At 44.4% G+C, this 24,231-nt stretch carries 24 protein-coding genes; 19 read left to right on the top strand and 5 right to left on the bottom strand.

Features of this window, described 5'->3' with window-relative positions; all coding sequences use genetic code 11:
- Window positions 1-51: 51 nt before the first annotated feature.
- Both rnr and rlmB read left to right on the top strand, forming a co-directional pair.
- The gene (gene rnr / locus ABWW54_RS11250; RefSeq protein WP_353412349.1) at window positions 52-2,331 is read left to right on the top strand and encodes a ribonuclease R; all 2,280 of its coding nucleotides are present in this window, start codon (window positions 52-54) and stop codon (window positions 2,329-2,331) included.
- Window positions 2,332-2,347: 16 nt separating this feature from the next.
- Window positions 2,348-3,112, top strand: coding sequence for a 23S rRNA (guanosine(2251)-2'-O)-methyltransferase RlmB (gene rlmB / locus ABWW54_RS11255; RefSeq protein WP_353412350.1), 765 nt, complete (start codon window positions 2,348-2,350; stop codon window positions 3,110-3,112).
- Between the two features lie 241 nt (window positions 3,113-3,353).
- Here rlmB and ABWW54_RS11260 read toward each other — a convergent pair whose 3' ends face one another.
- Window positions 3,354-3,698: a 4a-hydroxytetrahydrobiopterin dehydratase gene (locus tag ABWW54_RS11260; RefSeq protein ID WP_353412351.1), complete on the bottom strand. Its 345-nt coding sequence runs from the start codon at window positions 3,696-3,698 to the stop codon at window positions 3,354-3,356.
- Window positions 3,699-3,764: 66 nt separating this feature from the next.
- Here ABWW54_RS11260 and orn point away from each other — a divergent pair, with 66 nt between their 5' ends.
- The 8 genes from orn (at window position 3,765) to ABWW54_RS11300 (ending at window position 11,570) form a co-directional block, all read left to right on the top strand.
- Window positions 3,765-4,337, top strand: coding sequence for an oligoribonuclease (orn, locus tag ABWW54_RS11265; RefSeq protein WP_353412352.1), 573 nt, complete (start codon window positions 3,765-3,767; stop codon window positions 4,335-4,337).
- A gap of 113 nt (window positions 4,338-4,450) precedes the next feature.
- A complete protein-coding gene (locus tag ABWW54_RS11270; protein WP_353412353.1) occupies window positions 4,451-5,611 on the top strand; it encodes an MFS transporter in 1,161 nt (386 codons plus the stop codon).
- A gap of 29 nt (window positions 5,612-5,640) precedes the next feature.
- Window positions 5,641-7,047, top strand: coding sequence for a cryptochrome/photolyase family protein (locus ABWW54_RS11275; RefSeq protein WP_353412354.1), 1,407 nt, complete (start codon window positions 5,641-5,643; stop codon window positions 7,045-7,047).
- A 113-nt stretch (window positions 7,048-7,160) separates the two neighbouring features.
- Window positions 7,161-7,913 carry a glutathione peroxidase gene (locus tag ABWW54_RS11280; protein WP_353412355.1) on the top strand — a complete coding sequence of 251 codons (753 nt, stop codon included), beginning with the start codon at window positions 7,161-7,163 and terminating at the stop codon, window positions 7,911-7,913.
- A gap of 59 nt (window positions 7,914-7,972) precedes the next feature.
- The gene (locus ABWW54_RS11285; RefSeq protein WP_353412356.1) at window positions 7,973-8,221 is read left to right on the top strand and encodes a DUF3820 family protein; all 249 of its coding nucleotides are present in this window, start codon (window positions 7,973-7,975) and stop codon (window positions 8,219-8,221) included.
- Window positions 8,222-8,276: 55 nt separating this feature from the next.
- The gene (oxyR, locus tag ABWW54_RS11290; protein WP_353412357.1) at window positions 8,277-9,200 is read left to right on the top strand and encodes a DNA-binding transcriptional regulator OxyR; all 924 of its coding nucleotides are present in this window, start codon (window positions 8,277-8,279) and stop codon (window positions 9,198-9,200) included.
- Between the two features lie 11 nt (window positions 9,201-9,211).
- Window positions 9,212-9,955: a DUF1223 domain-containing protein gene (locus ABWW54_RS11295; protein WP_353412358.1), complete on the top strand. Its 744-nt coding sequence runs from the start codon at window positions 9,212-9,214 to the stop codon at window positions 9,953-9,955.
- 187 nt (window positions 9,956-10,142) lie between these two features.
- On the top strand, window positions 10,143-11,570 hold the full coding sequence (locus ABWW54_RS11300; RefSeq protein WP_353412359.1) for a sodium-dependent transporter: 1,428 nt from the start codon (window positions 10,143-10,145) through the stop codon (window positions 11,568-11,570).
- Window positions 11,571-11,644: 74 nt separating this feature from the next.
- Here the strand turns inward: ABWW54_RS11300 and smpB are convergent, their stop codons facing one another.
- Window positions 11,645-12,115 (bottom strand): SsrA-binding protein SmpB, encoded by a 471-nt coding sequence (gene smpB, locus ABWW54_RS11305; protein ID WP_353412360.1) that lies wholly within the window; start codon window positions 12,113-12,115, stop codon window positions 11,645-11,647.
- Window positions 12,116-12,247: 132 nt separating this feature from the next.
- Between smpB and ABWW54_RS11310 the strand changes: the two genes are divergently transcribed.
- The 9 genes from ABWW54_RS11310 to ABWW54_RS11350 all read left to right on the top strand — a co-directional run bounded on the left by ABWW54_RS11310 (window position 12,248) and on the right by ABWW54_RS11350 (window position 21,536).
- A complete protein-coding gene (locus ABWW54_RS11310; protein ID WP_353412361.1) occupies window positions 12,248-13,636 on the top strand; it encodes a sodium-dependent transporter in 1,389 nt (462 codons plus the stop codon).
- 32 nt (window positions 13,637-13,668) lie between these two features.
- Window positions 13,669-14,106: a type II toxin-antitoxin system RatA family toxin gene (locus ABWW54_RS11315; protein WP_353412362.1), complete on the top strand. Its 438-nt coding sequence runs from the start codon at window positions 13,669-13,671 to the stop codon at window positions 14,104-14,106.
- Window positions 14,106-14,423, top strand: a complete 318-nt coding sequence (locus tag ABWW54_RS11320) for an RnfH family protein (protein WP_353412363.1) — start codon at window positions 14,106-14,108, stop codon at window positions 14,421-14,423. Before ABWW54_RS11315 ends, ABWW54_RS11320 begins: the two co-directional genes overlap by 1 nt.
- A 417-nt stretch (window positions 14,424-14,840) precedes the next feature.
- Window positions 14,841-15,515, top strand: coding sequence for a Crp/Fnr family transcriptional regulator (locus ABWW54_RS11325; RefSeq protein ID WP_353412364.1), 675 nt, complete (start codon window positions 14,841-14,843; stop codon window positions 15,513-15,515).
- A gap of 391 nt (window positions 15,516-15,906) precedes the next feature.
- A complete protein-coding gene (locus tag ABWW54_RS11330) occupies window positions 15,907-18,375 on the top strand; it encodes a TonB-dependent receptor (RefSeq protein ID WP_353412365.1) in 2,469 nt (822 codons plus the stop codon).
- Between the two features lie 84 nt (window positions 18,376-18,459).
- The gene (locus tag ABWW54_RS11335; protein ID WP_353412366.1) at window positions 18,460-19,632 is read left to right on the top strand and encodes an iron-containing alcohol dehydrogenase; all 1,173 of its coding nucleotides are present in this window, start codon (window positions 18,460-18,462) and stop codon (window positions 19,630-19,632) included.
- A gap of 29 nt (window positions 19,633-19,661) precedes the next feature.
- Window positions 19,662-20,096, top strand: a complete 435-nt coding sequence (locus tag ABWW54_RS11340) for an acyl-CoA thioesterase (RefSeq protein ID WP_353412367.1) — start codon at window positions 19,662-19,664, stop codon at window positions 20,094-20,096.
- A gap of 18 nt (window positions 20,097-20,114) precedes the next feature.
- Window positions 20,115-20,576, top strand: coding sequence for a MaoC family dehydratase (locus ABWW54_RS11345; protein ID WP_353412368.1), 462 nt, complete (start codon window positions 20,115-20,117; stop codon window positions 20,574-20,576).
- 36 nt (window positions 20,577-20,612) lie between these two features.
- Window positions 20,613-21,536, top strand: a complete 924-nt coding sequence (locus tag ABWW54_RS11350) for an SDR family NAD(P)-dependent oxidoreductase (RefSeq protein WP_353412369.1) — start codon at window positions 20,613-20,615, stop codon at window positions 21,534-21,536.
- Window positions 21,537-21,673: 137 nt separating this feature from the next.
- Here ABWW54_RS11350 and ABWW54_RS11355 read toward each other — a convergent pair whose 3' ends face one another.
- The 3 genes from ABWW54_RS11355 to ABWW54_RS11365 form a co-directional block, all read right to left on the bottom strand.
- On the bottom strand, window positions 21,674-22,186 hold the full coding sequence (locus ABWW54_RS11355) for an energy transducer TonB family protein (protein ID WP_353412370.1): 513 nt from the start codon (window positions 22,184-22,186) through the stop codon (window positions 21,674-21,676).
- A gap of 158 nt (window positions 22,187-22,344) precedes the next feature.
- Window positions 22,345-23,730, bottom strand: coding sequence for an MATE family efflux transporter (locus ABWW54_RS11360; RefSeq protein WP_353412371.1), 1,386 nt, complete (start codon window positions 23,728-23,730; stop codon window positions 22,345-22,347).
- 63 nt (window positions 23,731-23,793) lie between these two features.
- A complete protein-coding gene (locus tag ABWW54_RS11365; RefSeq protein WP_353412372.1) occupies window positions 23,794-24,225 on the bottom strand; it encodes a protein tyrosine phosphatase family protein in 432 nt (143 codons plus the stop codon).
- Window positions 24,226-24,231 lie beyond the last annotated feature (6 nt).

A 24,231-nucleotide genomic window follows, 5' to 3' on the forward strand; every position in this document is an offset into this window, starting at 1 on the left:
GTTTATACAAAAACGGTGAATGTGATCTAAGGTTTAGGAAAAGAATGGAATTTGAATAAAAAGAAATTAAAAAATAAAAATAGAAAACATAAAAACTTGAGCACAGAAATAGTGCTCAAGTATCTAACTAACCGCACTGAACCTGCTAACACAAAAGCGATTGCTGAAACGCTGGGGAGAGTCGGAAAAGAAGGACGGCAAGAAACATTTGCCATCTTAGAGCAGTTAAGAGATGAAGGGAAAGTAAGTCAGCTCAGTAAGCATAGATGGGCAATGAAGCATGCAATCATTGAGCACCAAGGACGAGTGGTTGGGCATGTAGATGGTCATGGCTATGTGCTCACTGATCAAACCAGAGAAAAAGTGTTTTTGCGTTCACACGAAATGCGAGAAGTTCTGCATAACGATGTGGTCAACGTTAGGATTACCGGCAGAGATCGTCGAGGAAAATTGTTCGGATTGATCACTGACGTAGTCAGCCGTGGTAATCAAACGATAGTTGGAAGATACTTTACCGAAAGTAATCTGCATTTTGTGGTGCCAGACGATCAACGTATTGGGCAAGACATTTTTGTATTGCAAGAGCACACAAAGGGCGCTGAGCCAGGTCAAGTTGTTTCAGTAAAGATTACTAAGCCTCCGACCAAGCACTTTCAACCAATAGGGGAAGTTGTAGAAGTTCTTGGTGACTATTTGTCGCCAGGAATGGAGATAGAGATTGCTATTCGTAAGCACCAACTGCCTCATCTGTGGCCTTCTAATGTAGAGCGTCAAATAAAAAGTTTTAGTACTGAGGTCAGTGAAGACGAGTTTTCGAATCGTAAAGACATTAGATCATTGCCTCTTGTCACCATCGACGGCGAAGATGCTCGAGACTTTGACGATGCGGTGTATTGTGAAAGGAACGAAGACGGTTCAAGTCGATTGGTTGTGGCAATAGCCGACGTTTCCAGCTATGTCACTGAAGGTAGTCCGCTTGATCTTGAGGCATGGCAGCGTGGTACCTCTGTTTACTTTCCAAACAATGTGATACCCATGTTACCTGAGGTGCTTTCTAACGGATTGTGTTCACTCAATCCTGAGGTAAATAGACTGTGTTTTGTGTGTGACATGATCATAGACGCGGAAGGGGAAATTGATTCATATGATTTCTATCAAGCCGTGATGTTCTCTCATGCTAGGTTAACGTATACGCAAGTCGCTCAATTGTTGGAAGGCGAGAAATCTCAATGCGGTATTAGTGAAGCGCTGCACCCGGTGATCGAAGATCTAAGTTATGTTTCAACGCTACTCGGGAGTCGTCGAAGATTGACTGGGGCAATTGAATTTGAGATTCCTGAACCGGTAATCATTTTTGATGAAGATCGCAAGATTCAACGAGTCGAAGCCAGAGTTCGTAATAATGCACATCGGTTGATTGAAGAATGTATGTTGGCTGCCAATATTTGCGCGTCTCTGATGTTGGACGACTCCGGCGCCGTTGGCGTGTACCGTGTTCATGATGAGCCCGATGAAGACCGAATTGAAGATACACGTAAATTCTTGCGTCAATTCAAATTATTACTCAAGGGTGGGAAACAGCCAACGCCAAAGGATTTTGCTGAGGTTATCTCGGATATATCTGATCCTCTTACTGCAAAAATCGTTCAGACATCACTGTTAAGAAGCATGAAGCAAGCTCGCTATGATGTTGAAAATACTGGGCATTTTGCATTGGACTTTGATTCCTATACTCACTTTACGTCGCCCATTCGACGCTACCCTGATTTATTGGTGCATCGGCAAATTCGTCGTCTATTGTCGGATCCGCAGTTAATAGATACTGACGAAAAACTTGATTCGATGGTGCGAGCGGCTGAGCAGACATCCATGGCCGAACGCCGGGCGGAATCCGCCACTCGTGAGGCGATACAGTGGTTAAAGTGTGAATTCATGAGTCACAAAATAGGTGAGCGTCTGGTCGGATTGGTTAGTAGTGTTACCGAATTTGGGTTGTTTGTTGAACTCGAAGAGTTCTACGTAGATGGGTTGGTTCATATAACCTCACTCGGGCAAGACTACTATCAATACGATAGCGAGAGGCGGCAACTCATTGGCGAACACAGTGGGAAGGTTTATAGGACGGGAGATAAACTGGAAGTTCAGGTTTCGCGAGTTGATATGGAGCAAGGTCGTATTGATTTTTCACTAACCGAAGTCAAAAACGAAAAGTTTAGCAAGCAGAAGCGCTCGTCGAATAAAAGTAAGTTTTCATCCAAATCTAAGCGTTCTTATGCTCATGGAAGCAAGGATAATTTGGGTGCTGGAAAATCAAAACGTCATCGTAAATAGCAGCGATTTTTACATTATGTCAAAACAAACTACGTGGGTTACTGGGCATCATGCCGTCAACGCGGTATTGGAGTATAGCCCCCAGCGTTCGATAGCGTTGTGGGTCGTACTTAATCCAAACAATTCAGTATTGAATGAGTTAATTGGAAGAGCTAAATCCCTAGGAATAGTGGTTCACTCTTTGGATAAAAAGCAGTTGGCTAAGCGGACAGGTACTGACCAGCATCAAAGCATTGCCTTAGAGGTAACTCCGAAGCAAGACGGCTCCGAACGAGATTTAGCGTCGTTCGTTGATAATTTTCCTTGTCACAAGGAACTCCTATTTTTGGTGCTAGATCAAGTTCAAGACCCGCATAATTTCGGGGCCTGCTTAAGAACAGCAGACGCGGCCGGTGCACACGGTGTGATTGTCGCCAAGGACAATGCCAGTCCAATGACGCCGGTTGTGCAAAAAGTAGCCAGTGGTGCCGCAGAAACAATGCCGATATTTCGTGTGACCAATCTCTCGAGGTCTTTAGATTCTCTTCGGCAGCAGGGTGTTTGGGTAATCGGCACGTCTGATAAGGCAACGAACTCTATCTTTGCTGCAAATCTCAGCGGCCCTATGGCGTTGGTGATGGGAGCTGAGGGTAAGGGAATGAGAAGACTCACTGAAAAAAAGTGTGACTCTCTAGTAAGCTTACCTATGGCGGGTTCAATCGTTTCAAGCCTAAATGTTTCTGTTGCGACGGGAGTCTGTTTATATGAGATCGTTAGGCAGCGGAGTGTGGGGCGTACTTAAGAGGTTCTTAAGCGTAAGTGAAAATAAAAGACCCTGCCAAAGCTTGTTGTCTTTAGAAAGAGATGATTCAATCTTTGTGCCTGTGCATTTAAAAAGGGAACGGAATGCGCTTCAATAATCAAAATTCGGCGGACTATAATGGAGCGGCAGTGGCGACAAGTACATTGGTGGTGCTGGCATTTGTCTGTTGTTGCTCATTGCATTCGAAGTCTACCTGAACGACGTTGAAGCTCCGAAAACTCTAGGAAAGCTTTTCGTCTATCTTCGCGGCACAGATAAAGTCATTCAGTGTGATTCCGTTCACGCTGTGTGTTGAATAGTTGATTTTGCAGCGATTGTAACCAACCTCCATTTCCGGATGATGATCTTGAGCATCAGCCACAGCTGCAGCAAGGTTAACGAAGTCTATGGTTGCTCTATAGCTCTCGAAGCGGAAGGTTTGGCATAACACATTTTCATTCGCACAATACTGCCAGTGAGGTGTTAATTCTCGTAGGTCTTCAATTTCAGTTAGATTCAGAGGGCTTTCATTTTGTTTAATTGCACGGCACTGAGCGTGTAGCAGTTTATCGAGACTCTCGTTCATAGTATCCTTCGGCTCCTAATATTTATCAAAACTATACCACTATTTTACATAGTTAGGAGCTGGCTAGTGCCACCACATCACAATGCCTGGGTCTGGATGGACCTCGAAATGACAGGGTTAGAGCCCGAAAAAGACCGGATCATCGAAATGGCCACCATTATCACCGATGGCGACCTGCGTGTTATCGCCGAGGGGCCCGTGATAGTAATAAATCAGCCAAACGAATTATTGGACGGTATGGATGAGTGGAATACTCGAACTCATAACCGTACTGGGCTCGTTACAAAAGTCAAGACTTCACGTGTGACAGAGCGGCAAGCGGAAATCGAAACGTTGGATTTTATACAACGTCATACCTTAAAAAACAGAGCACCTTTGTGCGGAAATAGTATCTGTCAAGATCGCCGTTTCCTTTACAAATACATGCCTGAGTTAAGCAAATGGCTGCATTATAGAAATATCGATGTGAGCTCGTTTAAGGAAGTAGCCCGGCAATGGTCTCCTAGTATCCTTAATGGTTTTGATAAAAGAGCTACTCATCAGGCATTAGAAGACATTAAGGAGTCAATAGAAGAGCTTCGCTACTATCGCGACAATTTAATTCAGCTCGATATGGAAGCTGATGATTATGACTACTAGTGCCGATAGCTAGTTTAGTGCAGATAGCTAAATTCAGGTTTGTATTGAGAACGCTATGTTGTTGACTTGGCGAGTATGAATATAAACCCGCTTTGGTGTTGAAGGTTCCGAGTATGCGTACTTGGTACTTCTCAAACTTCTATTTTTTTTACTTCGCGACAATCGGTATTATTATGCCGTATTGGAGTCTGTATTTAGATCATAAGGGGTTCTCTGCCAAGGATATTGGTCAGTTAATGGCCATATTTTTGTTTACAAAAATGGTCGCGCCTAACATTTGGGCGACGTTAGCTGACCGAATTTCTATTCGTAATGGCAATGTTCTGGTATTGCTGAAGGTTGCAACATTGATGACTTTCGCAATCTACCTGCTAATGTACTCTGTTAACGGGTTCTGGCCAGTTGCCGGTGTGATGTTCGGCTATTGTGTCTTCTGGAATGCTTCTTTACCTCAGCTAGAGGCGGCAACATTGAACCATCTTAATGACAAAAGAGACTATGGTCGAGTACGTTTGTGGGGTTCGGTTGGATTTATCGTTACCGTTTTTGGGGTCGGTGTCTTAATGGATTTTACCGGGCCATCCTCGATATTGCCCGCTGGTGCCATCGCCTTAGGCGCGTTGTTTTTGTCAAGCATGTTGATGAATGGTCCAAGCCGTTCTTCGGAATTGAGTGACAATGAGCCGGTTAGTTTGTTGGCTATTATTGATCTCCGAGTACTTGTGTTGATGTTTTTTTGCATTCTTATGCAAGTGAGCCATGCTCCTTTACAAACCTTTTTGAGCCTATATTTATTAGAGTATGGGTACTCTAATTCTCAGATAGGGTTGCTATGGACTACTGGGGTAGTATTTGAGATTGGCGTATTTATCATAGCTTTTCGTCTACTCGAGAAATTTCGATTATCCTCTCTCTTGACGTTAACATTCATCGTTTCGATGGTACGTTGGACCTTGTTAGCTTCATTTCCATACCTTCCTATCGTTGTGTTTGTCACGCAGGCCATGCACGCAATTACTTTTGGCCTTTATCATATCGTGATGATTCAGCTGATAGATCGATTCTTTGTCGGAGCTTACCAAGTTAGAGGGCAGGCGTTGTACAGTAGCCTTACGTTCGGGCTAGGCGGTGCCATAGGCAGTTTTCTAAGTGGGTACCTTTGGACAGACTATGGTAAGCAAGAACTGTTCTACTTATGCGGTTTATTGATGCTGATCGTTTCTCTAATTTCTCTTTTTGTTATGCCAAAAATAACTGGTGAAACTTCACGCTAGTCTCATCTTAGACTCTTAGAATCAACACGATGAATACACTACATTGGTTCCGCGAAGATCTGCGCTTGCTTGATAACCCCGCAGTGACGTTCGCCGCACAGTCCGGCCCAGTTACGTTTGTTTTTATTTTTCCAGAGGGCTTAGGGAGCGCAAGTTATTGGTGGTTGCATCATAGTCTAGTAAGCTTGTCGTCAAGTTTAAAGGAGCGAGGTGCACAGTTAGTCTTGCGCACCGGTGATCCGGTTAGTGTTTTAACTGATTTGGTTGAAGAGACTGATGCACAGTTAGTTACGTGGAATCGTGTTTACTCAACCAGCGGTATAGATCAAGGTAAACGCGTAAAATCACTCCTGGAAGAAAAACAGGTTAGTAATCGGTCATTCAACGGGCAACTTTTGATTGAGCCCACAGAGGTTGTTAACAAGCAAGGAACTCCATTCAAAGTATTTACCCCATTTTGGCGACACTGCTTAACTAAGCTAACTCCCAGGCCTATTCAGCCAATCCCTGAGTTTGTGAGCGGTAGCAATGCTATCGAATCTGAGGACATTAAAAGCTGGGCATTGCGACCAGAATCGCCCAATTGGGCATCTCGATTTGACGACCATTGGAATCCAGGCGAAACGGGAGCGCACATCAAATGGGCTGATTTTTTAGATAGAAAAATTAGGTTCTATGAACTGGGCCGAGACATCCCCAGTGAAGATAATACGTCGTTATTATCTCCGCATTTAGCATTCGGCGAAATGGGTCCGAATCAACTACTTTTTGATATTCACCAAGGTATTGCTGAACAATCGATTGATCAATCTTGGGGGGATAAGTTTTTATCAGAGATTGGCTGGCGTGAGTTTAGTCGTTACTTGATAGTGCACTTTCCGAGTATGTTAGAAGACCCGTTTAATTCTAAGTTTGATTGTTTTCCGTGGGGGAACAATCATGAGCTTCTTGAGGCATGGCAACGCGGCCAAACGGGTTATCCCGTGGTTGATGCCGGTATGAGAGAGCTTTGGAATACTGGATATATGCACAACCGAGTTCGAATGATCGCAGCTTCATTTTTAACCAAACACTGTCTGCTTCATTGGCGGCTGGGTGCCGAATGGTTTTGGGATACGTTACTTGACGCTGATGTCGCGAACAATACCTGCAGTTGGCAGTGGGTTGCTGGATGCGGAGTTGATGCATCGCCATACTTTAGAATTTTTAACCCCATACTTCAGGGTGAGAAATTCGATGGTGATGGCGTCTATGTTAGGAAATGGCTACCAGAACTCAGCACGTTACCCAATAAATACATACACTCTCCATGGACAGCACCCGATCAGGTTCTCGCTAGTGCAGGAATTACATTGGGTTTGGATTATCCGAAACCGATCGTAGACCATAAGGATGCTAGAACATTGGCCTTGTCTGCCTATCAATCGATCAAGTAATTTTAATTCGATCTATTTTATTGAACGATATTATAAAAACAATCTATTGTATTGATTGTTTGTTGTTGCGTATGATTCTTTTATCGAGAACAACATAGAACAGCGAGACTATTATGACAGATCAATACACTCCTTCCACTCAAATGGAAGGTCAAGCAGTGCCAGCCGTCACTTTCCGCACTAGAGACGGCGACGAATGGGTAGCCGTAACATCCGACGACTTATTCGCAGATAAGACCGTTGTGGTTTTTTCATTACCAGGTGCGTTCACGCCAACCTGTTCATCCACTCATCTTCCACGTTATAACGAATTAGCCTCAACTTTATCAGACAATGGAGTGGACGATATCATCTGCATGAGCGTCAATGATACGTTTGTGATGAATGCCTGGAAAGAGGATCAAGAGGCCGAGAATATAACCGTTATTCCAGACGGGAATGGCGAGTTTACAGACGGTATGAAGATGCTCGTTGGAAAGGAAGATATTGGCTTTGGGAAACGTTCGTGGCGCTATTCAATGTTGGTAAAAAATGGTGTCGTTGAAAAAATGTTCGTTGAACCGAACAAGCCTGGCGATCCTTTCGAGGTATCAGATGCTGATACTATGCTTGAGTATATTAACCCTGAGGCGGTTAAGCCACAGTCGGTGGCTATGATAACCAAGCCTGGATGTCCATATTGCTCGAAGGCAAAGACACTGCTGAAAATAAAAGGCATTCCGTTTGAAGAGATAGTGCTTGGGAAGGACGCTACTTCAGTCAGTGTGAAGGCCATATCAGGAAACTCGACGGTTCCTCAAGTGTTTTTTGACGGGGTCAATATCGGTGGATCTGATGACTTGGAAAAATATTTGAAAGACTTGTAATTATATCCCGTTCTATAAGCTTGGTAGGATCAATTGATCCTACCAAGGTATTTCAATTTATGACAAATACGATAAATGAAGTAAACGCTGCCCTCGGTTTTACTGCTGAGGATTTAAAGAAGTTAGCAACTTGGAAGATGCCGTTTGGAAAGTACGCTGGAAGGCCTATCATTGATTTGCCGGAGGCCTACTTATTTTGGTTTCAAAAGAATGAGTTTCCAAACGGAGAGCTAGGTGAGCTTATGGGATTGTGTTTAGCATTGAAAATCGAAGGTCTTGATGGCCTCATTAAGCCATTAAAACCTTAGTCATAATTGAGTTTCTTTTTTCCGTAATACACAAATTATGCGAGGCTAAAACAGGGTGAACATACGAGACCTACAATATCTAGTTGCAGTTCATGATCTGAATAATTTTAGCAAAGCGGCCGAACGATGTTTTGTAAGTCAGCCAACTTTGAGCGGCCAACTTAAGAAGTTAGAAACCGAGCTTGGTTCAGAACTAATCGAGCGATCAACCAGGCAGGTTCTTTTTACTAAAGTCGGTGAAGAAATAGTCCAATATGCTCGAGAAGCGTTACAGACTGTCGATCAAATACGTTCAGTGGCAAAGCAAAATATTGATCCGATGTCTGGTGATTTTCATTTAGGGTTGATTCCGACCGTGGGGCCGTTTTTGCTCCCACTGATCATGCCCGCTCTCACCGAATCCTATCCTGACGCAAATATATATCTTTATGAGTTAAGAACCGATGAATTGCTGACGAAATTGAATAGAGGTGAGATTGATGCAGCCATAATGGCTAAGCTTGACTGGGACCAGCCTTTTAAGCAATTTGACCTATATGTGGAGACGATGTTGTTGGCGGTGAGTTCCTCCGATCCGATTAGCAATGCGATTGAACCCGTGGGCTTGGATGCGCTGGATAATCGACGTGTGCTGATGTTAGAAGATGGGCACTGTCTGAGAGATCAAGCAATTGATGTTTGCTTCTCGGCCGGTGCCAAGGAAGATAAGCGATTTAGAGCAACCAGTATGGATACTTTGCTGCATATGGTGGCCACGGGTTCCGGCATGACGTTGATACCGGAATTAGCCTCTAGGACTCGAGTTGATGGTATTACTTTTCTTCCATTCAATAAGCCCCGTCCGGAACGTGAGATAATTATGCTGGCCCGAAAAAACAGCGCTCGAATGGAGGCGTTAAAAAATATTGCAGACGTTACCGCGTCGGTCGTCACTAGCTCATTACCTGAGCAACCGAATTCCGGCGTTACCGGTTTCTAAGAATAATTCTTATGAAATTTAAGAGCATTATGTTTGCTTTTACTGGCGCATTGCTGAGCATTGATGCTTCTGCGCGTGAAGTTTTCGAGAGTTCTGAATATCAAGTTTCCTTAATTGAGCTTTATACCTCTGAGGGGTGCAGTAGTTGTCCGCCAGCTGATCGATGGCTTTCTAAACTTAAAGCACAACAAGGTCTTTGGAAATCATTTATTCCAGTCGCATTTCACGTCGATTATTGGAACTATATTGGGTGGGCTGACCCGTATGCCTCGCGATCCAATTCCCAGCGACAGCGTCGATACGCGGTTGAGTATGGTGAAAACACGGTGTACACACCAGGTCTTCGTTTAAATGGAAAAGAGTGGCGACGCTGGCGAAAATCGACAGGTCTGCCCATAGATCCGATGGTTTTGTCAGGAAAGTTAACTTTGACCTTTGACGCTGACGGTTCTTTTGAGGCTATATTCGAGCAATCGGCTGAGCTTGAGAGGGTACAGCTGTCAATTGCATTGTTGGGAATGGGACTCACACAGTCTGTTACGCGAGGCGAAAACAAAGGTAAGACTTTGACACACGATTTTGTGGTTCTTGATTTTGCGACGTTTGCTTCTTCTGGCGAGAATGAATGGAGAGGCCAATTAATGAAGCCTGACGTCAGCGTAACTGAGCTCGCGATTGCTGCGTGGGTTTCTAAAGCGGGTAGGTTGACTCCAATTCAGGCCGTCGGTGGGCCTATCGTATTCGAAAATCCTTGAGCCTCTCAAACAAACATTCGGGTCTAGTACGAAGCAGTTGACAAGATCTTTGCGATCTTTGTGTCTATTTAAAGCGTTTCGAAAATGATTAAGTGTGAATCCCAAGCAGAACTTCCTTGTGGTCAACTCAGTCAAAAGTTAGACTTTGGCTACCTACAAATCACTGAATAACTTTGCGACTATAAAAATGCCTAATCAACGCGAAAAGTTTGGCTCACGACTTGGTTTTATCTTAGCGGCTGCTGGCTCAGCCGTCGGAATAGGGAACCTGGTTGGTTTCCCCGTTAATGCAGCGAAAAGTGGAGGCGCAGCATTTTTGTTGGTCTACGCGTTCTTTATCGTGGTCATTTGTTTGCCCGTTATGATGGCTGAAATGTCATTAGGGCGGCATACACAACGGAACCCGTTGGGCGCATATAATTCAGTATCGGGTGGAAACCCTTTGTGGAAAATCGGTGGATGGCTAGCGTTAATAACGCCATTTATGATCGCCGTTTTTTACCAAGTTTTGACCGTTTGGCTGTTGGCTTATTTTGTTGGCGCTGTAAGTGGGAACTTAGCTCAAATGGCTGATCCAGCCTTTTTTGGAACATTTATTAATGGTCCATCAGTGTTTGGGTATTTGGCTGTTCTCACCGTGGTTATTGGCTTTGTGTTGAATTCTGGGGTGCAGAATGGCATTGAACGATTGGCTAAGGCGTTGATGCCTACGTTATTCGTGATGTTAATAATACTCACCATTTTTGTTCTTACTTTACCCAACGCGTTGGTTGGGGTTAAGTATTACTTGATTCCTGACCTGTCTAAGATAAACCCTGAGGTTGTCAGTAATGCATTAGGGCAGGCTTTCTTTTCACTCTCGTTAGGTATGGGTATCTTAATTACGTATGGTTCTTACGTCAGCCGCAAAGAAAGTATTGCTGGTGGAGCCAAGATGGTTGCGTTGGTTGACACGTCCGTTGCCTTTTTTGCTGGCTTATTGATTTTACCTGCCATTTTTGTGTTTAACCCTGCCACGGATACGAGTGAGCTGTCTTCGTCATCGGTATCTTTGGTGTTCACCTTTTTACCCAAGATATTCTTGTCACTTCAGTCTCTGATTGGTTACGTCGGAGCGAGCGCATTTGCGGCCACCTTTTTTCTGCTGGTTTTCTTTGCCGCATTGACGTCACAAGTATCTATTCTTCAGGTTCCGCTATCGGCTTTTCAGGATGAATTAAAGTTCAGTCGTGTTAAGAGTGTGTTAAGCCTAGGTGCGTGCGCTATTTTGTTGGTACTGGCTTGCACCGTGTCGTTTGGAATGGTGACGTATTTTACTGAATTCACATCATATGGAGGCGCGACTAAGTCTTTCTTTGATATTGTGATTGATGTCTTTTACGATACGATTTTGCCCTTAAATGGGCTGATCATTTGCCTTTTCGCCATATTCCATTGGAAGAAAGCGAATCTCAATGCCGAACTCGCAATAGGCGATGATAAATTTGAAGGGTCCTTTACTCAGAAATACGTAAACGGCGCTTTGGGTACGGTTATACCTCTCGTGCTCCTGCTTGTATTTGTAAACACTGTCTGCATTAAGTTCTTTGGGTTTAGTCTGACGGATTATATGTAGCGCAACTGTATTGAGGATTTTCTTCCTGTAAAAAAGGCTTCCTGTTCAAGGGAGCCTTTTTTAATGTGTATTAACTAGCCGCCTTTTAAAATTCGTTGCTGATCGCGTTTCCAGTCTCGATCTTTTATTGATGCACGTTTGTCGTGTTGTTTCTTACCTTTGGCTAGGCCTATTTTAAGTTTTGCTTTACCTCGCACCCAATAGAGCGTCAATGGCGCAAGCGTATAGCCAGCGCGTTCTACCTGGCCAATTAGTCGACCGATTTCATAGCGTTTCATCAACAGTTTCCTATTTCGAGTTGGGTTAGCCGGCTTGTGTGTTGACGTGGTAGCCAATGGAGTCATATGGGCTCCGTAAAGAAACAACTCTCCTTTATCGATAATGACGTAACTTTCCGTCAACTGAACTCGACCCGCTCTCATGCTCTTTACTTCCCAACCTTCCAGGGCGATGCCCGCTTCGAATTCTTCTTCAATAAAGAACTCAAAGCGGGCTTTTTTATTGCTTGCGATTGTGTTGGGTGCTTGTTTCTTCTGTTTAGCCATAACTTGGTTAATTTTTGCTCTGGGGTATACTGCGATGACTTGTAAGAGTTACCCTTTAGGAGTAACTCTTAGTGAGTGACAGGCGATAATAGCGTTACTGGGCTAAAAACAAAACCAATTAGGATAACTACGTTGTCAACAAGTAAGCGTTCACAGAACAGTAGCTCAAGAGGGTGGGGCTCATACACCGCATTTCTGTTTGCTGCGGTCGGATCATCCATCGGCTTAGGGAATTTATGGAAGTTTCCTTACGAGTTAGGTCTGCACGGTGGAACTTTTTTAGTGGTTTATGTGTTTTGCGTCGTACTGGTGGCATTTCCATTAATGCTGTCAGAGTTGGCTATTGGTCGATTGGGGCGGGAGAGCCCCATACGAAGTATTGCAGGTATTGTTAAAGAGTATCGGTATTCCACCCTCTGGCAGGGCATAGGGTGGTTAGGCATTATCACTGGCTTCCTGATATTTTCATTTTACAGTGTCGTTGCCAGCTGGATACTGTTCTATTTAATGCAATCGCTCGGTGGTAGCTTAATAGATGCGCCAGCGGAAATAGTACGGCATTCTTTCAGCGCTTTGCTTAGAAATTCCGACCAAATGATCCTTTGGCATTCGGTTTTTGTGCTCATGGTAGTCTCCGTTTTGTCTCAACCAGTTAGGGTAGGCTTAGAAAGGGCTGTGCGCTTTTTAATGCCACTGTGTGCTGTATTCGTTATCTGGCTTTATTTCAATCTTAGCGACGTGGGCAACGTTGCTGCGGCCAAGGAGTTTATGTTCAGTTTTTCGCTGCAGAACATAACGCCGGAGCTGGTGGTAAGTGCACTAACCCAGGCTCTTTTTTCTTTGAGTATCGGTATTGGCATACTTATTCTGTACGGATCCTATCTCAGTGACGATAGGCCCCTGCTGATAGGGGCGGGGGCCATCGCGGTTTTCGATACCTTGTTTGCTGTGGCAATGGCTGTATTCATATTTTCAATTGTCTTTAAGTTTGGGCTGCAGGCAAATGCGGGTCCAGGTTTGATTTTTCAAACCTTGCCAGTGGCATTTTCTCAGATGCCACAAGATCAAAGTTGGGTAGCTAGCCTGTTCTTTCTATTATTGTTGATCGCTGCCTTGACGTCTGGCTTCGCGCTATTAGAACCAACCATTGCCATGCTTGTAGATCGAACTAATCTACCCCGAAGAGCTGCCGCTTGGTTAGCAGGGTCTGTGGCTTGGGCGTTGGGCCTTTTATCGGTCTTTGCGTTGCAGGGTAACCAATTTGGATTCTTTTACTTTTCTAAGGAGTATTATCACGGATATTTTGACCTATTCAATATTCTTAGTACTCACTTATTACTTCCTCTGACCGCGTTACTTATTACTTTGTTCGTATCCTGGGTGTTGCCTAGAACTCTAGTTCGCGAAACGATGCGTTTACGGTATTCTTTTACTTTTTCTTTGTGGCGGTTTTGCAGTCGCACGCTGGCTCCGATTATAATCGGCGTCGTTTTGTTGTTGGTCTTGGCATATCCAAGCTAGCGATTTGATTTAACCCCAGACTAGTATTTATCATGAACGTTCAAAGGTCTGCCCTGCTACCGTATAGCGCGGCTCAAATGTATGCCGTGATAAATGATATACGATCTTACCCAGAGTTTTTAAATTGGTGTGATGAAGTGATCGTGTTGGATGAAGATTTTAACTCAGTTGAAGCCGAGCTGAAAATCGCTTACGGACATTTAAAAATATCGTTTGCAACTCAAAACTTATTGATTCCAAATGAAAGCATCAGTATGAGTTTAGTATCTGGCCCGTTTAAAAAGCTATCTGGAAAGTGGCTGCTCCAAGAGCTTGGCGATGAGGCATGTAAGGTATCACTGTCGATGGAATTTACGTTTGAAAATCCAATCACCCATCGACTCTTTGGAAAAGTGTTTAAAACGGTGGTCAGCACGCAAGTCGATGCATTTAGGAAGCGTGCGGAATATATTTACGATGAGGCTAGGTAATGCGACACACAATATCCGTATCAATAGTGTATGCCAAACGAGAAAAGCAATGGTTGATTGAAAAAAACGTGCCACGCGGAACCAGTGCCTTGGATCTGTTTGAGGAGTCCGGCTTAAGAGACGAGTGCGCAGACCTAAACGAGATTGATCCCCAGAAAATTCAGTTTGGTGTGTATGCTCAAAAAATAGCGCCTGACCATCTTCTGGAAGAGGGGGATCGCGTCGAGATTTATCGACCTTTGGCAGCCGATCCAAAGGAAGTAAGGCGTAAACTGGCTTTAATGGGCAAGACCATGGGCAAAAAGGTCCAGCTTTGAATGCATTTTTGTTGAGTCCTTGAGAGTGAAAATGTCTAGTGACAGTAGAGCATGATTAGATATGAGTGGTTTTTTCATTCTTTTCTTGTTGTTCGTCAACATCATCGACGGTAATTCATTTATTTGCTAGTAACCTAATTGGTCTGTGACTTAAAGCTAAGGTGGTGGGAATATCGAACGATTGGCTTTCCGCTTTAGGTATTCATGGTTCGTTAACTCTTCCATGCTCTGGATAGATGTTTTATCAGTAATGAAGGTTGCTGCGTTTTGTATTGCGCCCGCGAGTTGGCAGGGACTTTTCTTCGAATAAGATATTCGGCCTTGCATCAAGCTCAATAACTCGCTAATGTCACCTAGATTACTTTTTAGGAATAGCAACACGAGGCTCACTTGGATCGCGAGAATATTATAGGAATATTGAATAAAGCTGATTGGTTCAAAGGACTGGACGCTGAAGTAGTAGATCAAATTGCGCAACGAGCGCAGGAAAAAAAATATAAAAATCGAGAGTTTTTGTACATGCCGGGCGATGTACAAGATAATTTATATTACGTCATTTCAGGGACAGTGCAAGTTTCAATTGTGGGTTACGCTGGCAGTCAATTTATCCTCGCAAGCATGAAAAGTGGCCAATGGTTTGGCGAAGGTGCCATCATTGGGATGACAAAGGTGATAGAGGTTCAAACCGTAACACCTGCGACGTTGTTGGTCGTGCCGTTAAATGCCGTCAAACAGGTAGTCGGTACCGAGGCCAGTTTCTATAAAAATATACTAGAAGATCACATGGGGCGTGTTCAGTTACTTTATGAGCTAATCGCTGGGATGTTGTTTCTCCCTCTTAGGGCAAGACTTGCGGGACGCTTATTGTATCTACTAGAGATGTTTGGAAAGCCGTCTGATGAAGGGTTAGTGTTGGACATGAAGTTCAGTCAACAAGATTTTGCGCGGATGAGTATGGGGTCACGCCAACGAATCAATAAGATTTTTAGGGAGTGGCAGGCGCGAGACATCTACTATAAAAGATCGGGCAAGTACATCGTTAAGGATATTGCAGCGCTAACGGAAGAGTTAGAGGCCGATGATGACGCATAGCTCATGAATCAAGGGGTAGACTAGAGCTAACAGTTTAGTATTCTCAATGTGTTACGGTACTTTTTAGATAAACAACACAAAGATGCGACTACTTTACGTTTGTTAATTAACGTGCGCGTTTTAAATGATTAATCATATATTTTGGATTTAAGTGCTGTATTCACAAAAAAAATGGACAATATGTTTTTGAAATTCACGTTAAAAATGGTAAAAAGAAGGTTGAGGTGCGGTAGGGTAGTTCTGCATATCGGGTCCGATGAGAGATAGGGCGCCGAATTTTGCGGGCAGGGTCTTTCCACTTGAATCCGTTTGTCGCGATAATTGCGACGGTATTCCACCGTACTCAGCAACATAATAACAACTTAACGAATCCATCTAGGAGGAGTAGTAAATGAAAATCTCATTCCGTAAATTAGCAATTGCCGCAGCGGTTTCAGCGGTAGTAGCACCAACCACGGGTATCGCGCAAGATGGCGAAACCGTGTTTGAAGAAATTGTTGTAACGGCTACTAAGCGTGCGGCAACTCTTCAAGATATTCCAATTGCAGTATCAGTTACATCGGCTGAAACAATAGAACAAGCTCAAATTCTTGATATCAGCGATCTGCAAAGTGTTGTACCCACTCTACGAGTAAGCCAACTACAAAGCTCTACGAATACTAACTTCTCTATTCGCGGATTCGGAAACGGCGCAAACAACGCCGGTATTGAGCCATCAGTTGGTGTTTTCATTGACGGCGTATACCGATCTAGATCCGCTGGCGCAATTTCTGATCTACCTAACCTAGAGCGGGTTGAAGTACTTAGTGGTCCACAAAGCACACTTTTCGGTAAGAACGCTTCTGCGGGTGTAATCAGTGTCGTTACTAAAAAGCCTTCTGGCGAATCAGGCGGTCGTGTATCTGCGACGGTTGGCAATTACAGTCAGCTGGTTCTAAAGGGTTACTATGAAGGTGCTTTTTCTGACACCGCTGCGTTCAGCATTGCTGCCAGCAATAATGAAAGAGATGGTTATGCGACAAACTTGGTAACTGGCCAAGACATGAACAATCGTGACCGTCAGTCAGTACGTGGTCAACTTTTACTTAATCCTAGCGATACAACGGAAATTAGATTCATTGCTGATTTCGACACCATTGATGAACGTTGTTGTTTTGCGGCTAACTTAGTTGCTGGACCCACAGTGGCCGCTATTCAAGCCGTCGGTGGCAATATCGTCCCCAACGACCCTGAAGCATTAACGTTTTTCAGTAACGTTGACTCAACGAATGAGCAAGACAATGCAGGCCTGTCGATGCAAATCGATAAGGAATTTGAGAACGTTCAACTAACGTCAATTACCTCGATTCGTGACTTAGACACATTTTTCTTCATTGATACCGATTTCACCAGTGGTGACTTAGCGTCAAACTCGACTGACAGCCAAATTGAAACGTTGACCCAAGAGATCCGTTTTACGTCAACCAATGGCGATAAGCTTGATTGGATGATTGGCGGCTTCTTTTTTGATGAGTCCGTTGAAAGTCAAGACACCTTAACGTGGGGTAATGGTTTCCGTGGGTACGCTGACGTATTGTCTGCGGCAGCTGGAGCTCCGGGTGCAATCGGCAGTATCGAAGCGGCCCTTGGCTTACCTTCAGGTTCTTTTTACCGTCCAGGCGATGGCACGATCGAAAACTCCACTCTGGATAACCAAGCTATTTCACTGTTCGGCCAACTCGATTTCAACATCACTGATTCGTTAACGGCGACGGTTGGTTTGAACTACACGAAAGATGAGAAAGACGTCACAATCGCTCAGCCTAAAACCGACCTATTTGGTTCGGTTGACTTGATTGCGCTTGGGCGTGGTTTGATCATTCAATCCTTGGCTGCGCAAGGCATTCCTGTAGCCACTGCTGCGCAAATCGCAGCGGGCGTTCCTGCTGATCAAACGCCATTAGCTGGCTTACGTGCTCTGCAGTTTCAGACGCCTTTTGTTGATTTCCCTAACTCAGTGGAATCTGGTTCAACCGATGATGATGAGCTTACCTACAATGTTCGCTTATCGTACGATCTTAGTGACAGCGTAAATGTTTACGGTGGTGTATCCACTGGTTTTAAAGCCACCTCATGGAACTTAAGCCGAGATTCACGTCCGTTTGCATCTGATATCGGCAGGATAACGTCAGCGGGCTTAGGTGTTCCAAATCTAATCTCTGGAACGCGGTTTGCATCGCCTGAAGAAGCTACCGTTTACGAAATTGGTTTAAAAGCAAAATTTGATCGTTTTGCGGTTAACGTCGCCTTGTTTGATCAATCAATCGAAGGTTTTCAATCTAACGCTTTCGTTGGCACGGGATTTAACTTGGCAAACGCCGGTGAACAGTCCACTAAAGGGGTTGAATTTGATTTGACGTACTATCCAACTGAGTCGTTAGAGCTCAAGTTAGCGGGTACGTTACTTGATTCTACTTACGATTCATTCGAAGGCGCGGGTCGTGACCCACTTACTGGAGCGGTTGTTGATTTGACCGGAGAAGACCCAGCTGGCATTACAGACACCAGCCTGTCTGCATCGGCCAATTATCGCTTCCAGTTGGGTAACAACGATGCCTACGTTAGAGCTGACTTTTTCTACGAAGACGATACTCCAATTGGTGACTTAGCAATCAGACAGTTCACTCGTAGTTCAGAGAACTTGAATATTGCGGCGGGTGTACGTACGCAAAATGATTGGGGATTCTCTCTATGGGTACGAAATGCAACAGATCATACGTCTTTGATCAGTGCGTTTGCGTCGGTTGCTCAATCCGGTAGTTTCACTGGTTATCGCACAGCACCTAGATCTTATGGTGTAACTGTAACTAAAGACTTCTAGTCTAAATTAGGACCAATCGAGGCCGGTGCGATAAATATCGCACCGGCCTTTTTTATGCAAACCCAATATTGTTTAAACTAAAGTATGAATTTCGATAATCGTGTTTGTGATTTTTCTTTTAGCAGCGTTGGGAGCATTCAATTTGGTCTTGGAGCTAAGCGCTTGTTAGCTAAGGGTGTTGATGCACTGAATTCTCGCAAGCCGCTACTGATAACGGATCAACAGTTAATTGAACTGGGGCTGGTAAAAGAAACTTTATCAACATTTGCGGATACCGATATAACGGTGGAGATATTTGATTCTGTAACTCCTGATCCACTGGATACGCAAGTTGTTGCCGCCGTTGAACTCGCATTGTCAAAAGGCTGCGATTCCATCATTGGATTTGGTGGGGGCAGCCCGATGGATGTTGCCAAGTTGACCTCAGTGCTCGCACACCCATCTGCCCAGTCGCTCCAGCTCTCAGATATGTATGGCGTAGACCAATTTAGATCTGGTCGCCTTCCGTTAATACAAGTGCCAACAACGGCTGGCACAGGCTCCGAGGTCACTGCGGTGTCAATCGTAACAACCGGTAACAGTACAAAGTCTGGCATCGTAAATTCAATATTGTACGCTGATCGAGTTATATTGGACCCAGAATTGACGCTGGGCTTGCCTGCACACACTACCGCGACGACCGGTATTGACGCCATGGTTCACGCGTTAGAGGCTTATACAAGCCGACGATTAAAGAATCCAATGTCAGACGCTTTGGCGATTCAAGCCTTGGGATTGATGTCAACAAGTATCGAGAACGCAGTGCGCAATGGGCAGGACGTCGAAGCACGAGGAAGAATGCTCTACGGCTCCATGCTGGCAGGGCAAGCCTTTGCCAATGCGCCGGTAGGTGGAGTTCACGCTTTGGCGTATCCGCTCGGTGGTCTGTTTCATGTTTCCCATGGTTTGAGTAACTCGTTAGTGCTGCCACATGTCCTCAATTTTAATAGCGACTCTGCAGATGACCTCTATAGCCAAGTCGCAAGCACGATTTTAGGTGAAACCATAACACAGGGTGGAGGAGGCCTATTGGCCGACTACTTTAACCGTCTGGCGAAGAGGTTCGGTATACCAACTCGACTTAGAGACGTAGGTGTAAAGTTGGGGGATGTGGAGCGATTGGCCGAACAAGCCATGTTACAGGGTCGACTTTTGGTTAATAATCCTGTTTCAATTGAAATGAGCGACGCGATTAATATTTACGCTGACGCGTATTGATCGGTATTGTTAAAAGCAGTTTATCGAATATGGCACAGGAAATTCTTAGATCACATTTCGCGCATTTGTACCCCATCACGACGCGTTGGCACGATAATGATGTGTACGGTCATGTAAACAATGTGGTTTATTACAGCTTTTTTGATACCTCAGCTAACCGATTTTTGATAGAGGAATGCGGGCTACGGATCGAAACAAGCCCAGTGATTGCTTACGTGGTGGCCTCACAATGTGAATACTATAGCCCGGTAGCTTATCCGGGTAATATCGAAGTTGGGTTCCGCGTTAAAAAATTGGGTAATCGCTCGGTTAGCTATGAATTTGGTGTGTTCTCTCAGAAAGAGCAAGCCTGCGCATTGGGTGCGTTTACGCACGTATTTGTTGAACGAGAGAGTGGTCGGTCGGTCTCGATCCCTGAAGAAATTAAATCTCAATTGCTGAAGGCAATTGTCCCTATTGTTTAATATTGCTAAGGAGGAAACATGGCAAAAATATTAACTAAAGACGAATTCGAGAGTGCGGTTGGCACAAATATTGGAACTTCTGACTGGCTAGAGGTTACGCAAGAGGATGTGAATATCTTTGCCGACGTCACCAGAGACCATCAATTTATTCACATAGATGAGGAAAAGGCCGCCCAAACACCATTTGGGGGAACGATTGCGCATGGTTTTTATACGATGTCTCTGATGTCTTATTTCTCCGAAAACGGTTGTGGTATCTCGGTCGAAGGCGCAAAAATGGGCGTTAACTATGGGTGTGATAAATTGCGCTTTTTGCAGCCTGTTCGCATAGGTTCTCGTATTCGAGGGAACGCAGTGTTGATGTCGGTGGCCGAGAAAAAGCCTGGGCATTTCCTATTCAAGAGTAATATGACTGTTGAAATAGAAGGATCAGAAACCCCAGCATTAATCGCAGAATGGTTGACCATGGTCATACTCTAAACAATATTGAGCTAAAAGAATAATAGGAAGATTAAAATGACGATTAGTTTTAACGATCAAGTTGCAATAGTTACTGGTGCTGGAAATGGGCTAGGTAAGAGTCATGCACTGGAGCTAGCGAGACGCGGTGCCAAGGTGGTTGTAAACGATTTAGGCGGGGCAAGAGACGGAACCGGGGGATCTAGCCAAGCATCGTTGGACGTGGTTTCTGAAATCGAAGCGTTTGGCGGTGAGGCAATTGCAAATGGCGCCAATGTTGCCAATTTCAACGAAGTACAAGAAATGGTTAAACAGGCCAAAGATAAATGGGGGCGAGTTGATATCTTGATCAATAACGCGGGCATTTTGCGCGACAAAAGTTTCTCTAAGATGGAGATGGATGACTTCAAAACCGTGGTTGATGTGCATTTAATGGGGACAGCAAATTGCTGTAAAGCAGTATGGGATTTAATGCGTGAACAAAATTACGGAAGAATCGTAATGACCACGTCTTCAAGTGGCATGTACGGTAACTTTGGTCAGACTAATTACGGCGCAGCAAAAGCGGCTGTGGTTGGCTTGATGAATACGCTTGTCATTGAAGGGCAAAAGTACGGCATCAAGGTGAACACTCTATCTCCTACGGCTGGGACTCGAATGCTGGAAGATTTGATCGAGGATAAACAAGTGATGGAAATCATGTCGGTAGAATCAGTCACAGCGGGATTGGTCACGCTGTGTGACAAGGAGTCTCCTAATCGTTTGATTTTGTGCGCAGGCGCGGGCGGGTATGCGGCGACTCAAATCTTTGAAACAGATGGGATTTATCTGAGTCCAGATCAGCAAAGTCCTGAAAACGTAAGAGCAAACATGGATGAGCTGTTAAATCGTGATGGTGAAAAGATGATTACGGCCGGTTTCGAGCAGACTAATAAGTTTGTGGCTAAGGCGGTTGCTTTTCACAAGGGTGAGAGCTCGTAAAGTTTGCTGACGATATTAAGAGAATTAAAAAGGCCCGCTTTTAGCGGGCCTTTTTAACTAATAACAGGAGTTTTTAATTCTAAAACGGAAATAGCCGCGGCCAGCTAAAAAGCTGGCCGCGGCCCCACCGCTTATCCCTACTTGAATGTAATCTCAAATGGGAATGTCATCTCACAATCGATACCGTTGCAGTTTGCGGGGTCAAACTGAGTATTGCGGAGAACCTTTTCCGCGTGTGCCGCTAGTTTCACGTTAGGGCTATTTAAAACCTTAACGGATTCCACGAAACCATTGGCGTTGATAGTCGCTGTAAGATGTAGTGAACCGGTTGCATTGATGTTTTTGTTTGCTTTGATAATCGGCTTATAGATAGAACGCAACCCCATGCTAGGAAACGGGGGCGTATCGTTAGCATTAAGGTCATGAAATTTGGCATTGAAAATTGCTTTCTCTGCGTCACTTAGTGAAGAGTACTTTTTATTGAATGAAACAGGTGATATTGCTTCAATCACCGGAATTTTAGAACCCGAAACGGCCTCTCCTTTGAGTTGGTAAACCTTACTCACTGACGCTGTCGCCATTGATGCGATAAGAAGAGTGGAACTGATACTGACTATGCTAAGTAACGCTTTTAATTTATTCGATTTCATGATGACTCCTGTTAGGTCTAGAGGTCACCGTTATTGGTGTCTCTATAAACTTAGATGTCATTGGATTCGAATTGGATTCAAAAAAAAGAATCTTTTTTTTGCGACGGTTTAACTATGCTGACGCATCCTCTCAGTCCCTCACTGGTCAGGACAGTGAGTTAAAGCTGAATGTCGAGCTCCTTTAATGTGCTTTTTAAAAGTGCAAATGCCAAAGCAAAAGCAAGTATGTTTCCGAACGCCACACCCATTAAAAGCCCTTTTAAATCAAATAAATAAGAGCCTAAATAAGCAAGGGGTAAATAAATTAGGAGTAACCGAATCAGATTTATATACAATGCAATTCTGGGTTTACCTAGAACGTTCATTGCGACATTAATCAATATGATCATTCCGCCAAACCCATAACTAAGTGGGATGATAATTAGGAAATCAGAGATTACGTTTTGTACTAAAGACTCATCAGAAAAAAGTGTCGAAATGGGGTGGGCGAAGAGTGCAAGTACCAGGTAGACGAGAAGTTGTAGGGTAAAAACAAACTTGAATGACAGTGTGATAGCGATGGATATTCGCTCTTTTTCACCGGCCCCCAAATTTTGTCCTATGAACATCGGTAACGTTGCAGACAGCGCGTATACGACCATTAAGCTAACGGCTTCAATTCGACCTCCCACGCCAAAGCCTGCAACAGCATGTGTGCCGTAAAAAGCCACAAGAGAGGTAATGACAGCTCCCGTGATCGGTACAATGGCATTCGCCAGCATGGCTGGCAGCGCAATGTGAGAGAGTTGCCTTAGATTCTCCATAAATTCTGTAAGTATCGGAAGCTTTAACAATAACAGGCGTTCTTTGAATCCTAGGTAGTAAAAGCTCAGTAGCGTCGCAATGGCGACGGCAATTACAGTAGCTAACGCTGCACCTTTGATTCCCATGGCGGGGATCGGCCCAAACCCAAATATTAATAAAGGGTCGAGGCATAGGTTAATCAGTGTAAGAATGATTGATATGCTGGCAGATGTTTTAGTGTCACCAATGGCCCTGAATGTGCTGCTGCAGACCTGAGTCAACATCAAAAACACACACCCAACAAGCCATGTTCTCATGTACAACATGATTGCCGGCATGGTTTCCTCATTTGCTCCAACCAGTCTGAAAACGGCTTCCAATTGCCAAGCTAATAGAGCGCTCAGGGCAATTGACGTGATGATAGTCAGATAAAAACCGTCCGTTATTAGCCTCGCTGCCATATTGATTCGGTTGGCTCCAATTAACTTGGAAGTTAATGATGAAATGGCCATGCCAAGACCCAGCGAAACACTGGTCATGGTGAATGCGATCGGAACGATAAAGCCCATCGCGGCCAGCTCTTGAGTTCCTAAAAACGAGACGAAATAGCTATCAACCAGCCCCAAACTCATGATTGCTACCAAGGCATAAAGCATGGGAAGTGTTAAGGTGACCAGAGTTGGCCCAATGGGGGCCGAGATAATAGCCTGTCGTCTGTCCGCAGCCGAGCTTGGCGCAGGCTTAGTTTTCGTAGTGCTCAAAAAGCGTCCTTCTTGGGTTTTGCCGGGGGAGGGCGTGAATCTGGATATATAACGATGTCTGAATTACGTTTGTGGTCGCACGCTTTCTAAAACACTTCGAGCATTTTGCAGCGGTATGCCGGCTGTTTGAGCCGCCTTTATTGAGTCCTCTACGGTAACTTCCCCATCGCTTATCGCTCCCAATGCCCATATGAATGATGACCTCATACCACTTCGGCAATGTGCTAAAACATTTCCATCGCTTTCCAGCAGTGCTTTTCTGAAGTCTCCAACGGTGTTTTCGCCCAATGGTTGTCCATTTGCCATTGGAAGATAAATATAATTAATACCATGCTCGTTCGCTAAGCTCTCAGCTTCTACATGAGGTAGTTGACCTGGCTCTTCGCCGTCAGGTCTATTATTAATGATCGTAGTAATGCCTGACTCGTTGAATGATTTGAAATCTTCAGCGGTAATCTGGCCAGCGACAAGTAGGTTTTTATGTAGGATTTTCATGTTGAA

The organism is Arenicella sp. 4NH20-0111, assembly GCF_040366405.1.
Classification (GTDB): Bacteria; Pseudomonadota; Gammaproteobacteria; order Arenicellales; family Arenicellaceae; genus Arenicella.